The sequence below is a fragment of the Bradyrhizobium sp. BRP20 genome (assembly GCF_020194215.1).
In the GTDB taxonomy this organism is placed as follows: domain Bacteria; phylum Pseudomonadota; class Alphaproteobacteria; order Rhizobiales; family Xanthobacteraceae; genus Bradyrhizobium; species Bradyrhizobium yuanmingense.
In genome coordinates this window covers 314,541-336,265 of the sequence record NZ_JADYVY010000004.1, presented here as the reverse complement: position 1 = coordinate 336,265, position 21,725 = coordinate 314,541, and the positions used below count along the sequence as shown (strand labels likewise).

23 protein-coding genes and 1 tRNA gene are annotated in these 21,725 nt (G+C 64.7%); 5 read left to right on the top strand and 19 right to left on the bottom strand.

Annotated features, from left to right (window positions below; genetic code table 11):
- Positions 1 to 80: 80 nt before the first annotated feature.
- The 6 genes from rplA to I6F33_RS12965 all read right to left on the bottom strand — a co-directional run bounded on the left by rplA (position 81) and on the right by I6F33_RS12965 (position 3,938).
- Positions 81 to 773, bottom strand: a complete 693-nt coding sequence (gene rplA / locus I6F33_RS12990; RefSeq protein WP_025037003.1) for a 50S ribosomal protein L1 — start codon at positions 771 to 773, stop codon at positions 81 to 83.
- 6 nt (positions 774 to 779) lie between these two features.
- Positions 780 to 1,208 (bottom strand): 50S ribosomal protein L11, encoded by a 429-nt coding sequence (gene rplK / locus I6F33_RS12985; RefSeq protein ID WP_011088164.1) that lies wholly within the window; start codon positions 1,206 to 1,208, stop codon positions 780 to 782.
- 129 nt (positions 1,209 to 1,337) lie between these two features.
- On the bottom strand, positions 1,338 to 1,892 hold the full coding sequence (nusG, locus tag I6F33_RS12980; RefSeq protein ID WP_018647229.1) for a transcription termination/antitermination protein NusG: 555 nt from the start codon (positions 1,890 to 1,892) through the stop codon (positions 1,338 to 1,340).
- Complete coding sequence (gene secE, locus I6F33_RS12975; RefSeq protein ID WP_036010992.1) at positions 1,892 to 2,083, bottom strand: preprotein translocase subunit SecE; 192 nt, start codon at positions 2,081 to 2,083, stop codon at positions 1,892 to 1,894. Before secE ends, nusG begins: the two co-directional genes overlap by 1 nt.
- A gap of 327 nt (positions 2,084 to 2,410) precedes the next feature.
- On the bottom strand, positions 2,411 to 3,559 hold the full coding sequence (locus I6F33_RS12970; RefSeq protein WP_225142778.1) for a class I SAM-dependent methyltransferase: 1,149 nt from the start codon (positions 3,557 to 3,559) through the stop codon (positions 2,411 to 2,413).
- A 303-nt stretch (positions 3,560 to 3,862) separates the two neighbouring features.
- Positions 3,863 to 3,938 (bottom strand) — tRNA-Trp (locus tag I6F33_RS12965).
- 148 nt (positions 3,939 to 4,086) lie between these two features.
- On the opposite strand from I6F33_RS12965, the gene I6F33_RS12960 reads away from it, so the two are divergent.
- Positions 4,087 to 5,322 carry a serine hydrolase gene (locus tag I6F33_RS12960; RefSeq protein WP_225142776.1) on the top strand — a complete coding sequence of 412 codons (1,236 nt, stop codon included), beginning with the start codon at positions 4,087 to 4,089 and terminating at the stop codon, positions 5,320 to 5,322.
- 147 nt (positions 5,323 to 5,469) lie between these two features.
- On the opposite strand, the gene I6F33_RS12955 is transcribed toward I6F33_RS12960, so the two are convergent.
- Complete coding sequence (locus tag I6F33_RS12955) at positions 5,470 to 6,237, bottom strand: SDR family NAD(P)-dependent oxidoreductase (protein WP_225142774.1); 768 nt, start codon at positions 6,235 to 6,237, stop codon at positions 5,470 to 5,472.
- A 33-nt stretch (positions 6,238 to 6,270) separates the two neighbouring features.
- On the bottom strand, positions 6,271 to 6,969 hold the full coding sequence (locus I6F33_RS12950; RefSeq protein WP_225142772.1) for a histidine phosphatase family protein: 699 nt from the start codon (positions 6,967 to 6,969) through the stop codon (positions 6,271 to 6,273).
- A gap of 133 nt (positions 6,970 to 7,102) precedes the next feature.
- On the opposite strand from I6F33_RS12950, the gene I6F33_RS12945 reads away from it, so the two are divergent.
- Both I6F33_RS12945 and argE read left to right on the top strand, forming a co-directional pair.
- Complete coding sequence (locus I6F33_RS12945) at positions 7,103 to 7,888, top strand: SDR family NAD(P)-dependent oxidoreductase (protein WP_036027664.1); 786 nt, start codon at positions 7,103 to 7,105, stop codon at positions 7,886 to 7,888.
- Positions 7,889 to 8,288: 400 nt separating this feature from the next.
- A complete protein-coding gene (gene argE / locus I6F33_RS12940; RefSeq protein WP_225142770.1) occupies positions 8,289 to 9,482 on the top strand; it encodes an acetylornithine deacetylase in 1,194 nt (397 codons plus the stop codon).
- A gap of 161 nt (positions 9,483 to 9,643) precedes the next feature.
- Here argE and I6F33_RS12935 read toward each other — a convergent pair whose 3' ends face one another.
- The 3 genes from I6F33_RS12935 to I6F33_RS12925 all read right to left on the bottom strand — a co-directional run bounded on the left by I6F33_RS12935 (position 9,644) and on the right by I6F33_RS12925 (position 12,945).
- Positions 9,644 to 10,270 (bottom strand): LysE family translocator, encoded by a 627-nt coding sequence (locus I6F33_RS12935; RefSeq protein WP_225142769.1) that lies wholly within the window; start codon positions 10,268 to 10,270, stop codon positions 9,644 to 9,646.
- 249 nt (positions 10,271 to 10,519) lie between these two features.
- The gene (locus tag I6F33_RS12930; protein WP_225142890.1) at positions 10,520 to 11,578 is read right to left on the bottom strand and encodes a phosphotransferase family protein; all 1,059 of its coding nucleotides are present in this window, start codon (positions 11,576 to 11,578) and stop codon (positions 10,520 to 10,522) included.
- A 131-nt stretch (positions 11,579 to 11,709) separates the two neighbouring features.
- On the bottom strand, positions 11,710 to 12,945 hold the full coding sequence (locus tag I6F33_RS12925) for an acyl-CoA dehydrogenase family protein (RefSeq protein WP_225142767.1): 1,236 nt from the start codon (positions 12,943 to 12,945) through the stop codon (positions 11,710 to 11,712).
- Positions 12,946 to 13,174: 229 nt separating this feature from the next.
- Between I6F33_RS12925 and I6F33_RS12920 the strand changes: the two genes are divergently transcribed.
- Entirely contained in the window at positions 13,175 to 13,837 is a 663-nt protein-coding gene (locus I6F33_RS12920) for a TetR/AcrR family transcriptional regulator (protein WP_225142765.1), read from the top strand.
- 303 nt (positions 13,838 to 14,140) lie between these two features.
- Here I6F33_RS12920 and I6F33_RS12915 read toward each other — a convergent pair whose 3' ends face one another.
- The 8 genes from I6F33_RS12915 to I6F33_RS12880 form a co-directional block, all read right to left on the bottom strand.
- Positions 14,141 to 14,356 carry a hypothetical protein gene (locus I6F33_RS12915; protein WP_036010888.1) on the bottom strand — a complete coding sequence of 72 codons (216 nt, stop codon included), beginning with the start codon at positions 14,354 to 14,356 and terminating at the stop codon, positions 14,141 to 14,143.
- Between the two features lie 206 nt (positions 14,357 to 14,562).
- Positions 14,563 to 15,792 carry a CaiB/BaiF CoA-transferase family protein gene (locus I6F33_RS12910; protein WP_036010886.1) on the bottom strand — a complete coding sequence of 410 codons (1,230 nt, stop codon included), beginning with the start codon at positions 15,790 to 15,792 and terminating at the stop codon, positions 14,563 to 14,565.
- Positions 15,793 to 15,972: 180 nt separating this feature from the next.
- A complete protein-coding gene (locus I6F33_RS12905) occupies positions 15,973 to 17,175 on the bottom strand; it encodes an MFS transporter (RefSeq protein ID WP_225142763.1) in 1,203 nt (400 codons plus the stop codon).
- Positions 17,176 to 17,307: 132 nt separating this feature from the next.
- Positions 17,308 to 18,135: a 3-keto-5-aminohexanoate cleavage protein gene (locus I6F33_RS12900; RefSeq protein ID WP_225142760.1), complete on the bottom strand. Its 828-nt coding sequence runs from the start codon at positions 18,133 to 18,135 to the stop codon at positions 17,308 to 17,310.
- A 287-nt stretch (positions 18,136 to 18,422) separates the two neighbouring features.
- Positions 18,423 to 18,593: a hypothetical protein gene (locus I6F33_RS12895; protein ID WP_225142759.1), complete on the bottom strand. Its 171-nt coding sequence runs from the start codon at positions 18,591 to 18,593 to the stop codon at positions 18,423 to 18,425.
- Positions 18,594 to 18,606: 13 nt separating this feature from the next.
- Positions 18,607 to 18,822, bottom strand: coding sequence for a hypothetical protein (locus tag I6F33_RS12890; RefSeq protein ID WP_036010879.1), 216 nt, complete (start codon positions 18,820 to 18,822; stop codon positions 18,607 to 18,609).
- A gap of 61 nt (positions 18,823 to 18,883) precedes the next feature.
- Positions 18,884 to 20,215 (bottom strand): sorbosone dehydrogenase family protein, encoded by a 1,332-nt coding sequence (locus tag I6F33_RS12885; protein ID WP_225142757.1) that lies wholly within the window; start codon positions 20,213 to 20,215, stop codon positions 18,884 to 18,886.
- Positions 20,212 to 20,664 carry a DUF2231 domain-containing protein gene (locus I6F33_RS12880; protein WP_225142755.1) on the bottom strand — a complete coding sequence of 151 codons (453 nt, stop codon included), beginning with the start codon at positions 20,662 to 20,664 and terminating at the stop codon, positions 20,212 to 20,214. Before I6F33_RS12880 ends, I6F33_RS12885 begins: the two co-directional genes overlap by 4 nt.
- A 163-nt stretch (positions 20,665 to 20,827) precedes the next feature.
- Between I6F33_RS12880 and I6F33_RS12875 the strand changes: the two genes are divergently transcribed.
- On the top strand, positions 20,828 to 21,691 hold the full coding sequence (locus I6F33_RS12875) for a formate/nitrite transporter family protein (RefSeq protein WP_036010870.1): 864 nt from the start codon (positions 20,828 to 20,830) through the stop codon (positions 21,689 to 21,691).
- Positions 21,692 to 21,725 lie beyond the last annotated feature (34 nt).

Below are 21,725 nucleotides of genomic sequence, written 5' to 3'. Positions count from 1 at the left end.
TCCGGTAAGCGCCGCCACAAACGACGAGGGGCGGAATCGGTCGCCCGATCCCGCCCCTCGCCTCATGCAATTTCCAAACCTCAGCCGAGAATGGTGCCCGGCTCGACCTTCACGCCGGGGCCCATCGTCGAGGACACCGCAACGCGCTGGATGTAGGTGCCCTTGGAACCGGCCGGCTTCGCCTTGGAGACCGCGTCAGCCAGAGCCTTGATGTTCTCGACCAGCTTCTCCTCGGAGAACGAGGCCTTGCCGACGCCGGCCTGCAGGATGCCGGCCTTCTCGACGCGGAACTCGACCGAGCCGCCCTTGGCGCCCTTCACCGCACCGGTGACGTCCATGGTCACGGTACCGATCTTCGGGTTCGGCATCAGGCCGCGCGGGCCGAGCACCTTACCGAGGCGGCCGACCAGCGGCATCATGTCGGGGGTGGCGATACAGCGGTCGAAATCGATCGTGCCGTTCTGCACCTTCTCGACCAGGTCCTCGGCGCCGACCACGTCGGCACCGGCGGCCTTGGCTTCATCGGCCTTGGCGCCGCGGGCGAACACGCCCACGCGGAGCGTACGGCCGGTGCCGTTTGGCAGGGTCACGACACCGCGGACCATCTGGTCGGCGTGACGCGGATCGACGCCGAGATTGATCGCGACCTCGATGGTCTCGTCGAACTTCGCTTTCGCGCGTTCCTTGACCATCTTGATGGCGTCCGCGAGCGGGTAAAGCTTTTCGCGGTCAATGCCTTCGCGGGCTTTGTTCAAACGCTTTCCGATTGCCATGGCCGCTTACCCCGCAACTTCCAGACCCATCGAACGGGCCGAGCCCTCGACCATCTTCATGGCCGATTCGATGGTGTCGCAATTCAAGTCCTTCATCTTCTTCTCGGCGATCTCGCGCACCTGCGCCTTGGTCACCTTGCCGGCCTTGTCGCGGCCCGGCGCCTTCGAGCCGGACTGGATTTTTGCAGCCTGCTTGAGGAAGTAGGACATCGGCGGCGTCTTCATCTCGAAGGTGAAGGAACGGTCCGCATAGATGGTGATGATCACCGGGATCGGGGTGTTCTTCTCTTCCTTCTGGGTCTGGGCGTTGAACGCCTTGCAGAACTCCATGATGTTGAGACCGCGCTGACCGAGCGCGGGACCGATCGGGGGCGAGGGATTCGCCGCGCCGGCCGGGACCTGAAGCTTCAGGTATCCGGTCACTTTCTTTGCCATGTATCACTCCTGTTGTGCCGGCAGGACCGGCGGTTTCAGGTTCGTGGTCTGGGTCGGATGCGGCTGGCAACCGCCCCTCCCTCCCACGGCCTCTTGTTGCGCGAGACCGAAGCCTCCCGCGTTACCCGATCAGACCTTCTCGACCTGACCGAATTCCAGCTCGACCGGCGTCGCGCGGCCGAAGATCGACACGGCGACCTTCACGCGCGAGCGCGCCTCATCGATCTCCTCGACCACACCCGAGAACGAGGCGAACGGGCCGTCGGCCACGCGCACGTTCTCGCCGATCTCGAACGACACCGAAGCTTTCGGCCGTTCCACGCCTTCCTGCACCTGGTGCAGGATGCGCATGGCCTCGGCTTCCGAGATCGGCATCGGCTTGTTCTCGGCGCCGAGGAAGCCCGTGACCTTCGGCGTGTTCTTGATCAGATGGAACGCCTCGTCGGTCAGCTTCATCTTCACCAGCACGTAGCCGGGGAAGAACTTGCGCTCGGCGTCGATCTTGCGGCCGCGGCGCACTTCCGTGACCTTCTCGGTCGGAACCAGCACCAGCTCGAACAGCTCCTCGAGCCCGCGCTGCTTGGCCTGCTCGCGGATCGATTCGGCGACCTTCTTCTCGAAGTTCGAATAGGCGTGGACGATGTACCAGCGCTTGTCGGACACTTGAGCGGTTGCTGTTGCCATCATTGAATGCCCAGGAGGAAGGTGACGAGGTAGCGAATGATCAGGTCGGCGGCGAAGAAGAAGATCGAAGCCACCGCGACCATGACGAACACCATGATGGTGGTGATCGTGGTCTCACGGCGGGTCGGCCAGGTGACCTTGGCAGTCTCCGAGCGCACTTCCTGCAAGAACTTGAACGGGCTGACTGCCATCGCTTGAGGTCCAGCGTCCGTCGACAGACGCAAATGAATTTCAGGGATCCGAACAGCCGCCGTTGGCCCAGCCCTCTGTCTCGAAGGATGAGCCGGAAACCGGGCTCGATTGTTCGGGGATTTCAAGGCCGCGCCGGAAATCCGCGTCTAACGGGCCGGCTGCGAGTGCCGGGTATCTACTGCGGATGCGGCCAAAGGTCAAGGTAGAGAGAGTTCGCCCGGGCAGGCCGCCCTCCCCCCGAGGGTCGTGCAGAGGCCATGTGGATCAAGGACTTGTCGACCGCCCGGAACGCGCCATCCCATCCCCGGCAAGGCTATCGGGAGCCGTCAGTCGGGCCGGTCGACCATGGAAATCCCCGGCAGCGGCACCACGAACTTCCCGCCTTCGGCGAAATAGCGGGCGTGCTTGGCCCGGATCGGGTCGACATAGCGCCAGGCGAAGACCACGACGAACGCGGGTTTGCGCTCGTAGAGAGCGGCAGGCGGCAGGATCGGGATGTCATAGCCGGGACCGGCCATCACCTTCCCCTTGTTGGGATCATCGTCCACTAGGAAGTCGATCTTGTTCTCCAGGCCGCACTGCGGCAGCAGCGTCGTGGTGCCCACGAAGACGCCATAGCCGGCGACCAGCTGACCGCGCGCATGGGCAGCATCGGCCATCGCAACCAGTTCGTCACGAATGGCGGCGATCCTCTTCACATACGGCGCATAATAGGCCGGCTGATCGACACCGAGCCGCTCTTCCTCGGCAACAAAACGCGCGACCTCGGCCGACGGCTTCTTGGCGCCGCCGGCGCGCTGCACGGTCACGCGGATCGAGCCGCCCTTGGTCCAGATGTGCTGGACGTCGATCAGCTCCATGCCGAGCCGGGCGAAGAAACGGATCAGCGGCTTGATGTTAAAATACGACAGATGCTCGTGATAGACGGTATCGAGCAGGTTCTTCTCGGTGACGTCGACGCCGTATTGCGTTTCGAAGACGAACAATCCGTCCGGCGCGAGCACGTCGCGAACGCCGATCACCAGCGGATCGAGATTGTCGACATTGGCAATCATGTTGTTGGCGATCACGACGCTCGCCGCGCCATGGTTCTGGAGGATGCGGCGACCGATGGCATCGGTGAAGAAATCGCCGATGGTCTCGATGCCCGCCTCCGTGGCGCGCCGCGCAATCTCGACGGCGGGATCGACGCCCAGCACCCGCATGCCGCGCTCCTTGAAGAAGCCGAGCAGCGATCCGTCATTGCTGCCGAGCTCGACCACCAGCGAACCCGGCGCGATGCCGAAACGGCTCACGACGTCGTTGGCATAGCCGGCGAAATGCTCGCGCAGGCCGAGCGAGAGCGAGGTGATATAGACGTAGTTTCGGTACTGGATCTCCGGATTGCCGACATGGAGAATCTGGAGATGGCCGCAATCCCGGCACAGATGCAGCGCCATCGGCACCGCAGCGCGGAATCTGTGCGCTGATCTCACTGCTCCAGCTCGGCCTCACCTACGCCCAGGTTCCGGTGAGCCTGAACGCAGAGCTGAAGGGTTCATCGCGCGCGCTGCGGCTGTGCACCTATCTCGAGCTGGGACCGTCCTTTCCCTGCTGCGCCGCGTTCCCATCCGGAACGTCGATCTCAGCCAGGTTCCCGGCGACCGCGAGCGGATCCCGGCGCGCTAGGGCGGGCCTGGCATTAGGACGTCGAAGATCAGGACCCGCTGCTGGCGATTCGTCCGCGGGACGCTACCGTCCCTATCCCGCCAGCATCGAACGTAAGTGATTGATTTGGCTGGCAGGAGTGGCAGGGCTCGAACCTGCGACCCCCGGTTTTGGAGACCGGTGCTCTACCAATTGAGCTACACTCCTACGAACCCGCGTCGCCGCGGATCAGGGGCGCTTTCAAGCACAGAGAGCGGCCGATTTGCAAGGGTGAACCGCGCCGGCTTCGCTTGTTTGTGCCGGGGGTTCTGGGCCACAGTCCATCGGCCATAACGAAAAACAATCGGGAGTGCCCATGACCGCACTAGCGACCGCCACTGCCGCCTCACAGGCTCCAGGCGCGCCCCACACCCCAGCTTTGCCAGAGGCCCGCCCGGAGACGCTCGGGCTGTCGCGACCGCGGCTCCAGGCCATGTCGGACGCCTTCAAGCGCGAGATCGACAAGGGAACCGTGCCCGGGGTCACGGTGCTGGTGGCGAGGGGCGGCCAAATCGGCTGGTTCGAGGCACTCGGCAGGCAGAGCCCGGCAGGCGCGGCGCCGATGGCGCGCGATTCGATCTTCCGCATCTTCTCGATGACCAAGCCGATCGTCTCGGTCGGCATCATGGCGCTGGTCGAGGACGGCTTCCTCCTGCTCAGCGATGCCGTCGCAAAGTTCATCCCGGAGTTCGCGAGCCAGCAGGTCGGCGTCGTCAAGGACGGCAGGTTGGAGCTGGTGCCGCCGGCGCGGCCCATGACCGTGCAGGACCTGCTCCGCCACACCTCCGGCCTCACCTACGAGCACCAGGGCGACGGCCCCGTGCACAAGTTCTACCAGGAGTCCCGCGTCCGCAGCCGCAAGATCACCAATGCCGAGCACGCCGCGCTGGTGGCGAGCTTCCCGCTGGTCTGCCAGCCCGGCGCGGAGTTCAACTACAGCCGCTCCACGGATATTTTGGGCCGCATCATCGAAGTGGTGAGCGGCAAATCGCTCGGCACGTTCCTCACAGAGCGCGTGCTCGCGCCGCTGCAAATGGCCGAAACCGGCTTCTCGACGAGCCAGGCGAATGCCGGCCGGCTCGCCGAGCCGTTCGCGGCCGACCCCTGGACCGGCGACAAGGTCGCCCTGTTCAACATGCTCGAGCAGCCGGTGATGGAGTCCGGCGGCGGCGGCCTGGTCTCGACCACGATGGATTATGCCCGCTTCTGCCTGATGCTGCGAAACGGCGGCTCACTCGACGGCAACAGGATCATCGGCCGCAAGACGCTGGAGCTGATGGCCTCTGATCACCTCGGGCCAGGCGTGCCCACCAACGGCACGCTGCTGTCGCCCGGCCATGGCTTTGGCCTCGGCTTTGCCGTGCGTCGCGAGGCAGGCATCGCACCCTTCCCCGGCAGCGTCGGCCAGTATTTCTGGAGCGGCATTGCCGGCACCTTCTTCTGGATCGATCCGAAGGAGGACCTGTTCGCAGTGTTCATGAGCCAGGGGCCGGGACAGCGCGACTACACGCGGACCTTGGTACGGGATCTGGTGTACGCGGCGGTGGAGTGAGATCTCGTGCCCCGGACGCGCTGCAACGCCCTTTAGCGTTGCTGCGCAGAGCCGGGGCCCGTGCATCCACGATCTCGTTCTCGGCCTTCTGGATCCGGGCTCTGCGGCGCAGCGTTACACGCTGGCGTCCGGGACACGGTCGTTATCTCAACTGATCGTCGCGCCGCCGTCGATCACCATGGTCTGGCCGGTCATGAAGTCGCCGGCCTTCGAGCCCAGGAACACCGCCGCGCCGGCGATCTCGTCGGGGATGCCGATGCGCAAGAGCGGCGAGCGCGAGGTCGAGGCTTTCAGGTTCTCCGGATTGTCCCACAGCGCTTTGGCAAAATCGGTCTTGATCAGGCCCGGCGCGATACAGTTCACGCGAATGTTGTGCTGGCCGTATTCGCAGGCGAGGTTGCGCGCGAGCTGCATGTCGGCGGCCTTCGAGATGGCGTAAGCGCCGAGGATGGTCGAGCCCTTGAGGCCGCCGATCGACGAGACGATGATGATCGATCCGTCCTTGCGCTCGATCATCTGCGGCACCACCATCGAGATCAGCCAATTGTTGGCGACGATGTTGTTGTCGAGGATCTTTCTGAACTGATCGTCGGAGATGCCGGCGAGCGGGCCGTAATATGGATTCGATGCGGCGTTGCAGACCAGCACGTCGATCTTGCCGAAGGCACGGTTGCTCTCGTCGACGAGGTTTTGCAGATTCTCCTTCGACGAGATGTTGGCGGCGATCGCAATTGCAGTGCCCTTGCCAAATCTGTCGTTGATGCCTTTCGCCACCTCCTCGCACACGTCGGCCTTGCGCGAGGAGATCACCACCTTGGCGCCGTGCTCGGCCATGCGCTCGGCGATCGCAAGCCCGATGCCGCGCGTCGAGCCCGTGATGACGGCGACTTTCCCCTTCATGTCGAACAAGGTCATGTTTCTCTCCCAGATTGATTTTCGTATTCAGTGTCAGGCCAGCTTCTTGACTTCCGGTCCCGCCGGCTGATGCATCGCCGCGTGCGCGGGATCCGCAATCCACGGCTGCTGATTGACCATCGGCAGCCGCCAGACCGTGCGATCGGGGCTCGCAAAATAATCCAGCCGCGTCACCGAGCAATTGTCGATGTCGAACGACAGCCCGCGTTCCGCCTGCCCGCCGAGCGCGAACCCCACCGCCGCCCTGATGGTGCCACCATGCGCCACTGCGATGATGTCCTGTCCGGCCGCCTCGGCGTTGATCCGCTCGATGGTGCGGCGCGTGCGATTGTAGAGATCCATGAAGCTTTCACCGCCGGGCGCGGGCTCGTTGATGTCGGCGAACCAGCTCGCACCGACGGGGCGGCTGGCAATGAACTGGGCGCGGTTCATGCCCTGCCAGCGGCCGAGGTTCTGCTCGGCGAGATCCGCCTCCCATTTCAGCGCTGCCGGCCTTGGAAAACCCGCAGCCCAGATCGCCTCGGCAGTTTGATGGGTGCGCATCAGATTGCTCGAATACCAGACCGCCTGGCGTGGCAGCACCTTGGCAACAGCATTGAACACATAAGTATCGCTGGTGTCACAGGCGATGTCGCTCTGCCCGTAGATGTTGCCGCCGTCGTTGCGCACCGGCGCGTGACGGACCCACCACCACCGCGTGATGACCACGTTCGGCTTGTCTGCACCTGCCATCGAAACCCTTCCATCCAGTCTATTGTCGCTGTACGTGAGTAGCGAACGTGTCTCAAGACACTTTGCCGTTTGAAATCTTGTTTGAAATTCCGTCGCGCGGCAAGCGTCGTGCACGAGCAAAAGGGAGAAACGCATGGGTCGCCTGCAAGGCAAATCCGTCATCATCACCGGCGCCGGCAGCGGCATCGGCCGCGCGGCTGCGCTGCTGTTCACCAAGGAGGGCGGCAAGTTGATCGCGGTCGATCGCACCGAGGCGGTGAAGGAGACGGTCGAGGAGATCAAGAAGGCCGGCGGCGTCGCGGAAGCGATGGTTGCGGATGCCGGCTCCGAACGAGACGTCATCGCTGTGATCGACAAGGCGGTGAAGACGCACGGCCGGCTCGACGTGATCTGGGCCAATGCCGGCGTCTCCGGCGGACTCGTTCCGCTCGCCGAGCAGACCGTCGAGCATTGGCAGGAAATCCTGCGCGTCAACCTGATCGGGCCGTTCCTCGCGGTGAAGTACGCAATGCCGCACATGGTCAAGCAGCAGTCCGGCGCGATCGTGCTGACCGCCTCTGTCGCCGGCCTCAAGGCCGGCGCGAGCGGGCATCCCTATGCCGCGAGCAAGGCCGGCGTAATCAGCCTGGTGCAGACCACGGCGTATTCGCTCACCGGCACCGGCGTGCGCATCAATGCGGTCTGCCCCGGCCTGATCGAAACAGGCATGACCAAGCCGATCTTCGACCGCGCCAAGGAGCGCGGCACCCAAGACAAGATCGGCCAGCTCAACCCGCTCAAGCGGCCGGGACAGCCGCACGAGCTCGCGGCGATGGGACTGTTCCTGGCGAGCGACGAGGCTTCGTATGTGAACGGCCAGGCGTTCCCGGTCGACGGCGGCTTGACGGCATCGATGCCGTATACGGGCAAGCCGGTTTAGTTCGCAGGTCGTGTCCCGGACGCGACGCAGCGCGCAAGCGGTGCGGCGCAGAGCCGGGACCCAGCAGGCTACGTCGCTCGCTGCTGCACGGGCCCCGGCTCTGCAGCGCATCGTCGAACCGGACGATGCTTCGCATCGCCGGGGAGACGCTGCGCAGCGTCCGGGCCACGAGACGTGAGTTTCAGGTACACAGCTGCCTCAACCCGTCATTGCGAGCGCAGCGAAGCAATCCAGAATCCCTCCGCGGAAAGACTATGGATTGCTTCGCTGCGCTCGCAATGACGGTCGTGTGGTGGGCAGCATCCGGGCTGCGGGACTGTGTTGATTTGCTCGACCGGGGCTCACGTTGGTATGGTTCCTGCAGGCAACTCAGCCTCCATTCCCTGACAAGACCGAGACAATGCCAAGCTCAAGACCCGACCGTATCCGAAAACTCCTCGCCGACCTCGTCTCGTTCGACACCGTCAGCGACCGCACCAACCTGCCCCTGATTGCCCATATCGAGAGCTATCTCGCCGCGTTCGGCCTCAAGGGTGAGCGCATCGTCGACGAGACCGGCGAGAAGGCTTCGCTCTGGGTCACGATCGGGCCGGAGGATCGGCCGGGCTTCGTGCTGTCGGGCCATACCGATGTGGTCCCTGTCGTGGGCCAGGACTGGAGCCATGATCCGTTCAAGCTGGTGGAGCGTGACGGCAAGCTGTACGGCCGCGGCACCACGGACATGAAGGGCTATGTGGCGGTGTGCCTCGCCATGGTGCCGGAGATGGTGGAGGCGAGACTCAAGACGCCGATTCATCTGGCGATCTCCTATGACGAGGAGATCGGCTGCGTCGGCGTGCGGCCGATGCTGCACGAGGTCGCGAAGAAGAGGGTCCGGCCGCTCGGCGCATTCATCGGCGAGCCCACCCAGATGCAGGTCATCATCGGCCACAAGGGCAAGCACGGCGTGCGCGCCACATTCCACGGGCTTGCACGTCATTCCTCGATCGCGCCCGACGGCGTCAATGCGATCGAATATGCCGCCGAGCTGATCGTCGAGATCCGCCGCCGCGCAGTGGCGCTGGCGGCCGTGCGGTTGACGGACAGCCTCTACGACGTCCCGCATTCGACGCTGCTCACCAGCATCGTGCACGGCGGCGCAGCGCTGAACATCGTGCCTGATACCTGCACCGTGGATTTCGAATGCCGCGGCATCGGGATCACCGAGTCCAAGGAGGTGACCGATGCGATCGTCGCCTGGGCCAAGGCCGAGATTGAGCCGGCGATGAAGGCGAGACATCCCGATTGCGGCATCGATTTCGAGGAGATCCTCGACTATCCCGCGCTCGACACCGCCGCCGACGCCGCCCTCGTCACGCTGGCCAAGAGCCTCGCAGGACGCAACGACCACGCCAAGGTCGCGTTCGGCACCGAGGCGAGCTTGTTCGCCGACATCGCCGACATTCCCTCCGTGGTGATCGGCCCGGGCTCGATCGCACAAGCGCATACGCCCGATGAGTTCGTGGAGATGGCGGAGCTGGAGAAATGCGCGGGGTTCGTGGAAAGGCTGATCGCGCATTGTGCGAAGGGCGCCTCTCAGGCGGCGCTGCCGTAGGGTGGGCAAAGCGACTTGTCCGCCGTAGCTCGGAGAGCGAAGGCGGAAGCGTGCCCACGGTTTCGTGTGACCGCGGAGAGATGGTGGGCACGGCGCTGCGCGCCTTTGCCCACCCTACGAGAGTCAGCCTGTACTCATTGCCGCTACGGGCTCACCGCGCCCTATCGCTCCTGCAAGGCCAGCCGCACGCCGACGGCGCAGTAGATGGTCCCGACCACTTTGCCCTGCCACTTCACCACCGCCGGATAGCGGCGCAGTAGCTTGCCGAGGCGGCCGGCGCCGACAGCGAATACGACGGTGCTGACGAGACCGAGCAGCACGAAGACGACACCGAGAACGGCAAGCTGAAGTGCAGGCGCGCCGTGCTCCGGCTTCACGAATTGCGGCAGGAACGCCAGGAAGAACAGTGCGGTCTTGGGATTGAGTACCTCGGTCAGCACGGCCTCGCGAAAGGCACGGCCCGCGCCGATCGGAGGGGCGCCGACGTTCAGCGCGATCGGCGCCTTGTCCAGCATGGCCCGAATGCCGAGATAGATCAGGAAGCCAGCGCCGGCATATTTGACGATGCTGAACAGCAGCGCCGAGGTGGCGATGATCGCCGAGAGTCCGACAATCGCCATCCCCGTATGTACCAGGTCTCCAGCGGCGATTCCCGCACCCGTGGCGATGCCGACCTTCGTTCCCGAGCTTGCCGCCCGCGCCATCGTGAGCAGCGTCGCTGGTCCCGGGATGAAGACGAAACCGAGCACGATGAGGACGTAGGTGATGAGGGTAGTGTGGTCGATCATGCGCGGGTCTCCCGGGGCGGATTGGGCAAAGGGATACAAGGACTCGGTCGCTGCGAAAGGCACTTGCGCGGTGTGAATTGCGAGTCTTGGATTCCGCCTCCTCGTCATTGCGAGCGCAGCGAAGCAATCCAGGGGGCCACCGCGGAAAGAATCTGGATTGCTTCGCTGCGCTCGCAATGACGGCGCGTGTGGAGCAGCGCCTTACCAAAACAAAAAAGGGCGCAGCCATCGGCCGCGCCTTTGTTCTTCCTACACCGCCCCCGCCTTCTGCGCGTATTCCCAGGAAGCCTTCGACAGCGGCACGGTGCGCTTCGCGGATTCGAGCGCCTTGGCGTTGGCGGCGGTGCCGTCGCGGACGCGGCCGGCGATGCCTTGGGTGATGCCGGCGAGACGGAACAAATTGTATGCGAAATACCAATTGAGATCGGGCACCGTCATCTCTGTGACGTTGCAATAGATCTGCGCGGCCTCTTCGAGGCTCGGGATATTGAGCGCCTTGAGGTCGGCACCGTCGAGGCCCGGCATGATCCATTGCATCAAGAGATAGGTGAAGTCGGCCATGGGATCGCCGAGCGTCGACAGCTCCCAGTCCAGCACCGCCTGCACGCGCGGTTCCGTCGCGTGGAAAATCATGTTGTCGAGACGATAGTCGCCATGGACGATCGAGACGCGCGCCTGCTCCGGCACCGTCTTCGGCAACCATTCGGCCACCTTCTCAAACTCCGGAATGTGCTGGGTCTCGGACGCGCGATATTGCTTGGTCCAGCGGTCGATCTGCCGGGCAAAATAGTTGCCGGGCTTGCCGAAGTCGCCGAGCCCGATGGCAACAGGGTCGAACATGTGGAGCTTGGCCAGCGTCTCGATCTTGCTGGTGAAGATCTTCCGCCGGGCTTCCGGCTCCTGGCTCGGCAGCGTCGGATCCCAGAACACGCGGCCCTCCTCCATCGACATGATGTAGAAGGCCGCGCCGATGACGCCGTCGTCCTGGCACAGCGCATAGGCGCGCGCGACCGGAAAGCCCTGCTTGCCAAGCGCCGCGATGACGCGATACTCGCGGTCGACTGCATGCGCCGAGGGCAGCAGCTTGCCGAACGGCTTGCGGCGCATCACGTAGGAGCGGTTCGGTGTGTTGAGGCGATAGGTCGGGTTGGACTGCCCGCCCTTGAACTGCAGCACCACAAGCGGGCCTTCGAAGCCTTCGACGTGCTCGCGCATCCAAGCCTCGAGCCGCATCTCGTCGAAGCGATGCCGCTCCTCGACCGGCTTGGTGCCCGAAAACTCCTCGTCTTTCCTGACGCCGTCAGCCACGGTCACGCTCCCTCTTCAGTCCGAACATGATCCTAATCGGTAACCGCTAACGCACTTGCGTCAAGCGGTTACCGCAATTGGATCATGTCCCGTCGTTTCTTCAAGTCGGGAGCGCCGCAGGGCTCCCCCGCTTAGTGATTGGGAGAGTTTGCATACTTCCGAAGTTCGAGCCTGGCAATGGCGCGATTGTGCACCTCGTCCGGGCCGTCGGCGAGCCGCAGCGTGCGGATGTGGGCGTAGTCCTTGGCAAGGCCAGCCTCGTCCGACACACCGCCGCCGCCGAACGCCTGGATCGCCTCGTCGATGATCTTCAGCGCCATGTTGGGCGCAGCGACCTTGATCATGGCGATCTCGGCCTGCGCGGTCTTGTTGCCGACCTTATCCATCATGTCGGCCGCCTTGAGACACAGAAGACGCGTCATCTCGATGTTGGTGCGGGCCTCGCCGATGCGCTGCTCCCACACGCTGTGCTCGACGATCTTCTTGCCGAACGCGGTGCGCGAGGCAAGCCGCTTCACCATTTTCTCCAGCGCCTCCTCAGCCTTGCCGATGGTTCGCATGCAGTGATGGATACGGCCCGGGCCGAGGCGGCCCTGCGCGATCTCGAAGCCGCGGCCTTCGCCGAGCAGGATGTTCTCCTTCGGCACGCGCACGTTCTCGAGCAGCACCTGGGCATGGCCGTGTGGCGCATCGTCGAAGCCGAACACGGGCAGCATCTTCTCGACCTTGATGCCGGGCGTGTCGAGCGGAACCAGGATCTGCGACTGCTGCTGGTGCTTGGCGGCCTTGAAGTCGGTCTTGCCCATCAGGATCGCGATCTTACAGCGGGGATCGCCGACGCCGGACGACCACCATTTGCGGCCGTTGATGACGTAATGGTCGCCGTCGCGCTCGATGCGGGTCTCGATGTTGGTGGCGTCGGACGAGGCCACCGCCGGCTCCGTCATCAGGAAGGCGGAGCGGATCTCACCGTCCATCAGCGGCCGCAGCCATTTCCGCTTCTGCTCCTTGGTGCCGTAGCGGATGAACACTTCCATGTTGCCGGTGTCGGGCGCGGAACAATTGAACACTTCCGAGGCCCAGGTGATGCGGCCCATTTCTTCCGACAAAAGCGCGTATTCGAGATTTGTCAGTCCCGCGCCGCGGAATTCGTCGTCCTCGTGCTCGGACGGCGGCATGAACATGTTCCAGAGGCCTTCGGCCTTCGCCTTCTTCTTGAGCTCCTCGAGAACAGGGATCACCTTCCAGCGGTCGCCGCTCTTGTCCTGCTGATCGTAGATCGGCACCGCCGGGCGCACGTGCTTGGCCATGAAGGACCGCACGCGGTCGAGCCATTCCTTTTGCTTGGGCGACATATCGAAGTCCATGCGACGCTCCTCTCTCTCACTGGTCCTTTTGCGCGGGACTGTCCTCCCGCTTTGCGCGGCCCGCAAGCGCGAATGCGCGTCCTTGCGGGACCTGTCGAAACCCGGCTGCAGTTGCGAACGAGTCCCGATTGCGGATTGACTTTTCCCGACCTTCAAACGATAGTTTCATACAACTGTTTGAATTGCAACTCCCCTGTTTGAATTGCAACTCCCCTCCCCGAGGGCATTCATGGCCAGCGATCATACGAGGTCTGCCATTCTCGCCGCCGCCGAGCGGCTCTATGCCGATCGCGGCTTCGGCGACGTGACGCTGCGCGACATCGTCGCGGAGGCGGGCGTCAATCTCGCCGCGGTGAACTATCATTTCGGCTCAAAGGACGAGCTGATCGCGGAACTGTTTGTCACGCGGTCGATCGCCACCAACCGCGAGCGCCTGCACGAGTTGAAGGCGGCGGAGGAGCAAGGCGGCGGCCGCGCGCCGATCGAGGTCATCCTGCGCGCGTTGGTCGGGCCAACCTTGCGCGGCTGCCTGGGACCGGAGAACCAGCGCTCGACCGCGGCGCGCTTCATGATCCGCGCCTCGATCGAATCCGTGCCGCCGATCCGGCGCATCAAGAACCGCGAGATCGACCATTTGCGCAAATTCGTCGGCGCGATGCGGCGGTCCCTGCCCGACCGCAGTGACGTCGATATCTATTGGGGCCTCAACTTCGCGCTCGCCATGGCGCATCACACCATCCGTGAGAGCGAGCGGCTGACCAAGCTGTCGGAGGGCAAATGCGACATCGACGACGTCGAGGACGTGGTCGCGCGCGTCGTCAGCGTGGCGACGATGGCGCTGACGGCGGGACGGATGGAGCCGAAGGTCTCTTCAAAGGTGGCGGCGCGTTAGCGCGGATGGGCGTTGACGGTACGGAGCTGGAAGCTGCATTCGCGGTGCGCTCCCTCGCCCCGTTCTTACGGGGCCGCGACGAGCTTTGCTCGCGCTGAGAGGGGTTGGGGTGAGGGGCCTCTCTCCACACGTGCGGTCTTCGGGGAGACCTGTACCCCCTCACCCGGATCGCACCGGACGATGCTTTCGCATCGCCGAGGCGATCCGACCTCTCCCCGCAAGCGGGGAGAGGTGAAGTCAGCGCCATTCACCTCACAACAGGCGATGCAGTCGATCTGGTCGAAGAATGATTGGTGGGCGGGACTACGCCCGCTGCGGCATCTCCTCGGCCTCTTCCTTGGCGAGCAGCAGCAGCATCTCGATGCCCATTTCGCCTTCCTGCGGCGAGCGGATGAACTTGATCTCGTCGGCGCTCTGCCGCAGCGCGGCAATGATGGCGACGGCCTGATTGGCGGTGGCCGCCTCGGTCGCCAGAATGGCTTTCTGGTCCTTGGCCTGGAACCCGATCGTGTAGGACATTCACTTCCCTCCCCGAACTCAAGTGGAGAGATCGAATCAGAGTCGGAGGCAAAGCGGAAGCCTGTGCGACTACGGACCGGGATTACTTGGGATTTGCGGGCAAGCTTCACGCAAGCCCCGGCATGGCGCGCGCGTCCACGGCTGTCACAATATAGTCGCGCTGCGCATGAATCCCGGCCTCTTGGCCCCAGGCGCGGAACAGAGCGTCAGATAATCCCCTGCTGCTTCAGCTGCTCGATCTTGCCGGCATCATAGCCGAGCTTGCCGCCGAGGACCTCCTGGGTGTGCTCGCCCAGAAGCGGCGGGGCGCGGTAGTCCTTGATCGGGGTCTCCGAGAGCGTCAGCGCGTTGCGGACCAGCGACAGATCGGGCTCGAAGGGATGGTTGACCTTCACGCGCATGCCGCGCGACTGGACGTGCGGGTCGGAGAACACCTGCTCGAAATTGTTGATCGGCCCTGAGGGCACCCCCGCCTCCTCCAGCTTCTCCAGCCAGTAGGCTACCTTTTGCTTCAGGAACAGGCCGGCGAAGATCGCCATGATCTCCTTGCCGTGCACGACGCGGTCGTTGTTCTTGACGAAGCGCGGATCGTTCGCGAGCTCGGGCTCGCCGAGCACGGCGCAGGTGCGCTGAAACTGGCCGTCATTGCCGACCACCAGCATCAGCTCGCCGTCGGCGCAGCGGAACACGCCGGCGGGCATGCCGCCATTGCCCCAGGTGCCGCGGCGCGGCGGCGTCTTGCCGTTGACAAGGTAAATTTGGAGCCAGTGCGACAGCGATGCGATCACGGTATCGAACAGGCAGACGTCGATGTGCTGTCCCTGCCCGCCATTGGCATCACGATGGTAGAGCGCCGAGAGAATGCCAATCGAGGCGTTCATGCCGGTCATGTAGTCGACGATCGAGGGGCCGACCTTCATCGGACCCTCGCCGGGCTCGCCGTCGATATGGCCGGTGACGCTCATCAGGCCGCCCATCGCCTGCAGGATGGCGTCGTAGCCGGCGCGCGGCGCGTAAGGTCCGGTCTGGCCGAAGCCGGTCACCGAGCAATAGATGATGCGGGGATTGATCGCCTTGATGGTCTCGTAGTCGAGACCGTAGCGCTTGAGATCGCCGACCTTGTAGTTCTCCATGAAGACGTCGGCGTCCTTGGCGAGCTCGCGGACGATCGCCTGCCCTTCGGGCTTGGCGATGTTGACGGTGACCGACTTCTTGTTGCGGTTGGCACAGAGGTAGAACGAATTGTTGTTGTTGGCCTTGCCCTCCGGGTCGGCCAGGTAAGGCGGACCGAAAGCGCGCGCGTCGTCGCCGGTGCCCGGCCGCTCGATCTTGATCACCTCCGCGCCGAGATCGCCCAGCATCTGGGCCGACAGCGGCCCGGCCAGCACGCGGGTGAGGTCAAGGATCTTGATGCCTGAGAGCGGCAGGGCCGACATGTCGATTTCCTCCGGGGAACTAACCTTGGCGCGGCGGCGGGATCGCGAGGCTGCGCTCCCTGCCGATACCACCATTTTCGCACGCTGAGCACTGCACTTGCGGCATACGGCTATCTCCTGCCGGGCCGGAGGTGATCGCCGTCCGCAAACTTTCCGCGCCGCGAATATTGCGTGATCGGCTCAGGTCACGACCGCCGGCTGTCGCGGCCGGCGGCGAGCGAGCAGAACGAGGATCAGCACCGTCGCGCAGGAGAACACCAGCGTGAGACCGAGCGCAGCACGGCTGCCGAACTCCGTCAGCAGGCCCGCGAGCAGCGGCGGTGAGATCGCGGAGGCGAGGTTGAGCGGCAGCGAGATCATCGACATCGCCTTGGCGAACTCGGCCTGGTCATAGAACACCAGCGGGATGGTCGCCCGCGCCACCGCCATTGCGCCGCTGCCGGCGCCATAGAGCAGGATGAAGACCGCGACCGCCCACGTGGCGCCCTCGCTCGACATCAGCAGCAGCATGGCTACCGGCAATGCGCTGCCCGCGACGAGCCCGGTCGTGATGCCGTCCCATCGTCCGCCGCCGAGAAAATCCAGCCCGCGGGCGCTGACCTGGATCACGCCCAGCATCGAGCCGAATACCAGCGCCTGAGCCGGCGCCAGCCCCTCCGCCCGCAACAGCTCGATCAGGATCGCACTGACGCCGAAATTGACGAAGGCGTTCAGCGTGATCGCGGCGACGACGAGGCCGAACGTGCTCCGTGCAATCGCGGGCGGCGGCGACCGCTTCGCCGGCGCGGTGCCCTCGTCCTGTGCGATCTTTCGGCGCGGCGCGCCGAACGCATAGAGCGGGAGGCTGACGAGGAGCATCATCGCGGCGTAGACCAGGCACGTCCCCCGCCAGCCGAGGTGACCGCTCAGGAACGAGGTCGTCGGCCAGAAGATGCTGCTGGACAGGCCCGTCACCAGCATCAGCGCGCCGATCGCGTTCTTGGCCTGCCGCCCCGCGATCTCGTTCAGCATGATATAGGCGCCGGTCGACAGCGTGGCGCTGCCGGAGATGCCGAGGACGATCCACGCGGCGAAATAGAGCATCGGCTCGCGCGCCAGCGACAGCAGCACGAAGCCTGGCGCCGTGACGATCGTGCCGACCATCATCACCGTCCGCGCGGCATGCCGCGCAAACGACTTGGCGAGCAACGGACCGCACAGCCCCATCGAGACGTAGAGAACGGACGTGCCGGCGAACACCGCCGGCAGGCTCATGCCGAGATCGGCGGCGAGATCGCGCCCGACGATGGCGGGAAGCCCGATCGTGCCCCATCCGACCAGCTGCGTGGTGGCGAGCATCAGCAAGACCCCGATGAGCCTGCCGTCATATTTCAAGAACTGCATTCCAAAAGTCGCCTGCCCGGCAGGCGCAGATTGCGCCTGTCGCACCTGTCTACTCGGAGAAACGGCGCACGGGAACGCCGGCCGCCGAATGGCAGGCGGCAGCCGGGAGCATGTGAGGACGAGGAAGTCGCCCTACCCTGCCATGGCGAGCAGCGATCGCGCCTCAGTCGCGGTCGCAACGCGCCGGCCGTGGCGCGCGACCGCCTCGCAGGCCAAGGTCACGAGCTCGGCGTTGCTGGCAGCAAGGCGCGTCTTGTCGATGCGGATATTGTCCTCGAGCCCGGTGCGGACCGCGTCCGCCCCTCGGGCGAGCGCCCACCCCATGACCTCGGCCTGATGGCGGCCGATTCCGGCTGCGGTCCAGGTTGCCTTCGGGATCAGCCGCCTGAGCTCGCCCAGGAGAATGTCGAGCACATGCTCGTCCGTCGGCATCGCGTTCTTGACACCCATGACGAACTGCACGTGCGGACGCGCGTCGATGAGGCCCGCATCGATCAGGCGGCGGGCGCCATGCAGATGCGACAGATCGAAGATCTCGATTTCCGGCCGGATGCCGTTCGTCTTCATGCTAGTGGCGAGCGTCTCGACCAGCGCGGCGCTGTTCTCGTAGACGATGGTCGGAAAGTTCACCGATCCCGTGGAGAGCGAGGCCATGTCGGGCTTGAGGTAGAGCGCCGATCCGCGCGCCGAGGGATCGCGGCCACGTCCGCCGGTCGAGAACTGGACGATCATATCAGGACAATGCTTTTTGATCCCCTCCTGCACCTGGGCAAAACGCTCGGGATCGGAGGACGGCGTCTCGTCGTCGTTGCGGACGTGGATATGCGCAAGCGTGGCGCCCGCCTCGAAGGCCTGGTGCGTCGATTCGATCTGCTCCGAGGGCAGGATCGGCACCGCCGGATTGTCCTTCTTGCGCGGAACGGAGCCGGTGATGGCGACGGCAATGACAGCGGGGTTCATCCAGCGACCTCATGATCTTTGCGCTCGCGCGCATAACGTTCGGCCAGTCTTGCTACAAGTGAAACCCTGTCGCCGCAACATTCGTCGATCGCAGCGACAGGGCCTTTTCGTCCGAATCAGGTCGGAACTGCGGTCGCCCGGCCTGCTGTGGCCGTGCGGCTGGCGGCGGCGCGCGCGATGACCTCGAGGCGACTACCTCGATTCAAAGGCCGCTACGGAAATGACGGAGGAGTGCCGCCCGCCGCGGGCGATTGATCGTCTGGTCGGTTGGCCGCAGCGGAGCCCCCTCACGCGGTGTGGCCGGGATCCACGTGCTTCGGCGTCTTCTTCTCGCGCTGCGGCGTCATCTTGGCCGGATCGAGCGCGCCCGGCACGCCGCGCGGGCCGAGCTGGTCGCGCTGGATGTCGTCCTCGGAGCGGGATGGCTCGACGCCGTTGGGCTCACGGGGCTTGGTCATCGCGTCTTCCTTCTCAAGCGTTGTCCCGGACGCCGAGCGCGTTGCCTCCCGCCTCGCGGCCGGGCACGCTGACCTGAACTTCATGTCCCTCACGCAGCGCGAGGGATGCGGCGGCGACTGCGGACTCGAACGCGGCTTCCTTGGTGGCGTAGGTGTTCTTGACGTCGCCGTCGTGCAGCACGCCCCATTCGTCCCGCACCGGCACGATGGCATATTGCGCAAGGCCCATTGTCCAAACTCCTGGCTCTAGATTTCAGAAAAAAGATCTGCACGACAACGCGCCTGCGCGCTTAACGTTGCGTCAGCTGCGGATGGGTCGCGCTCACTCGCCAGACCGTGTTGCCGCTGTCGTCCGCAACCAGAAGCGCGCCGGTCTTGTCGATGGCAACACCAACGGGGCGGCCGCGCGCCTTATTGTCGCTGTTGAGGAACCCGGTGACGACGTCCTGCGGCGGGCCGCTCGGTCTGCCGTCCGTGAACGGCACGAACACGACCTTGTAGCCGCTCAGCACCTGCCTGTTCCAACTGCCGTGCTCGCCAACGAAGGCGCCGCCGCGATAGGCGGCCGGCAGGCTGGTGCCGGTGTTGAAGGCGAGCCCGAGCGGGGCGACATGCGAGCTCAGCGCGTAGTCAGGCACGATCGCCCTGGCGACGAGATCCGGCCGCTCCGGCTTGACGCGGGGATCGACGTGCTGGCCGAAATAGCTGTAGGGCCAGCCGTAGAAGCCGCCGTCCTTCACCGAGGTCATGTAATCGGGCACGAGATCAGGACCGAGCTCGTCGCGCTCGTTGACCACCGCCCAGAGTGCACCGGTCTGCGGCTCGAAGCTGAGGCCGTTGGGATTACGCAGGCCGCTTGCGAACACGCGCCAGCGGCCGCTGGCGCGATCGACCTCGAGGATGGCGGCGCGATTGTGCTCGGCCTCCATGCCCCTCTCGGCAGCGTTGCTGTTGGAGCCGACGCCGGCGTAGAGCTTCGAGCCGTCGGGGCTGGCGACCAGGCTCTTGGTCCAGTGATGGTTGATCGGACCGCCCGGCAGCGGCGTCAGCACCGTGCCCGGCGCGGTGATCTTCGTGTCCCCTTCGGTGTAGGGATATCTGACGATGGCGTCGGTGTTGGCGACATAGAGATCGTTGCCGACCAGCGCGACGCCGAACGGCGAGTTGAGATGGAGGAAGACGCTTTGCGTCTCCGGCACGCCATCCCCATTGCTGTCGCGCAGCAGCGTGATGCGGTTGCTCGCGCCGCTGTCGCCGCCGGAGGTCGCCCAGGACTCGATGAAGCCCATCACGATCTCCTTGGGCCGCTTGATCGGGGCGCCTTTCGGCGCCTTGGATTCCACCACCAGCACGTCGCCATTGGGGAGAACGTAGAGCGAGCGCGGGTGCTGCAGGCCCGTGGCGAAGGCCTTGGCCTGCAGGCCCTGCGCGACCGTCGGCGTCTCGTCCTTCTTCCAGCCGACGATGCGGGCAATGTGGACCGGCGGCAGCAGATATTGCTGGATTTCGGGAAGTGCCGGATTGGCGCCGACCTGCGCGTTGGGATCGCCGCTGCCGTCATTGCAGCCGGCCAGACCCAGCACCGACGCGCACAACAGCGCGCGGATCATCGCAGATATCATCGTGCAACTCCCACGCCGTGGCGATAGACAAGAGCCCAGCCGAGCCACCCCGTGATCGGCAGGATCAGCACTGTGAGAGCGGACAAGGCGAGCCCGCTCGGCCACACCGAAGTCCAGCCATCGCGCATGTGGATCATCAGATTGACCATCGAAAGGATCAGCACCACGACATTGCCGATCAGATGCGGCCAGGCCGGCGCCTGCGCCCGCACCAGCCGATTGCCGAGGAAGTCGATCAGGCCCACGATCGCCGCCAGCACGCCGAAGACGATTCCGGCGAGCAGCAGCCAGGCCGAAAAATTCGCCCACATGATCTCGGCACTGGCGACATAGGCGATGTCGGTCAGCAGCGCCCCGACGAAACACGTGATCGGGATCGGCACCAGCATCGGATGAATCGGATGACCCGCGATCTGCGCGGTGGAGCGCACGCGCTCGTCGTCTCGCACGGTTGACCTCGTGACTTTCAGCCTGCCCCTGCGGCGAACTCCTGCTCATGACGAAGGTTCCTCCGCGTGCTGCACCGCGCCTGGAGCGAGGCTGCACCGCGCAAGGGGAACTGAATGGGACATCCGGAAGTCTTGACTGGATCAGCCTTTCGGAGACCGCAGCGTGGATCAGTCTGGCGACGGCGCCTCATTCAACCCAGCATCCAAGCTCGACGGCGTGTCGCGGCGCCAGACCAGGCAGATCGAATCCCAGAGCAGGCCAAGCGCCGCGCTGATCCATGAGACGATCCGCGCCGAAGGCGAGCAGGAGCTGGAGCGGCGATGGTGGGCCATCGTGCTGTCCGGTTTTGCTGCCGGCCTTTCGATAAGCCTGTCGCTAATCGTTCAGGGCGAGTTGCATGCGCTGATCTCGGATGAGGCGACCCGCCGCCTGGTTGCTCCGCTCGGCTACACCGTCGGCTTCCTGGTCGTCGTGCTGGGACGACAACAGCTCTTTACCGAGAACACGCTGACACCGATCCTGCCGCTGTTGCACAACAGGGATCTCGGCACCTTGGCAAGCGTGCTCAAGCTCTGGATCCTGGTTCTCGCCTCGAATATCGCAGGGACCTGGGCGGCCGCCTCCGTGCTCGCTCGCACCAGCATCTTCGAACCTCGCATCGTGGACGCCTTCATCGATCTCAGCCGGCCGACGATCGAGGGGACGTTCTCGAGCACCTTCGTCAGGGCCATCTTCGCCGGCTGGCTGATCGCCTCGATGGCCTGGCTTCTTCCGGCTGCCAAAGGCTCGCGCGCACACATCATCGTAGTGATGACCTATGTGGTCGCACTCGGCCAGTTCTTGCACATCGTCGCGGGTTCGATCGAGTGCGCCTTTCTGGTGCAGAGCGGCCTGGCCTCGTTCAGCCAATATGCCTCCGACTTCTTCATACCCACGCTACTCGGCAATATTATCGGCGGAACGACCCTGGTTGCGCTGCTGAACTACGGACAGGTCGCCGCCGAAATCGATAACCACAGGGGATAGAGCCTGCACGAAGCGGCTGCTTTGGACAGGAACG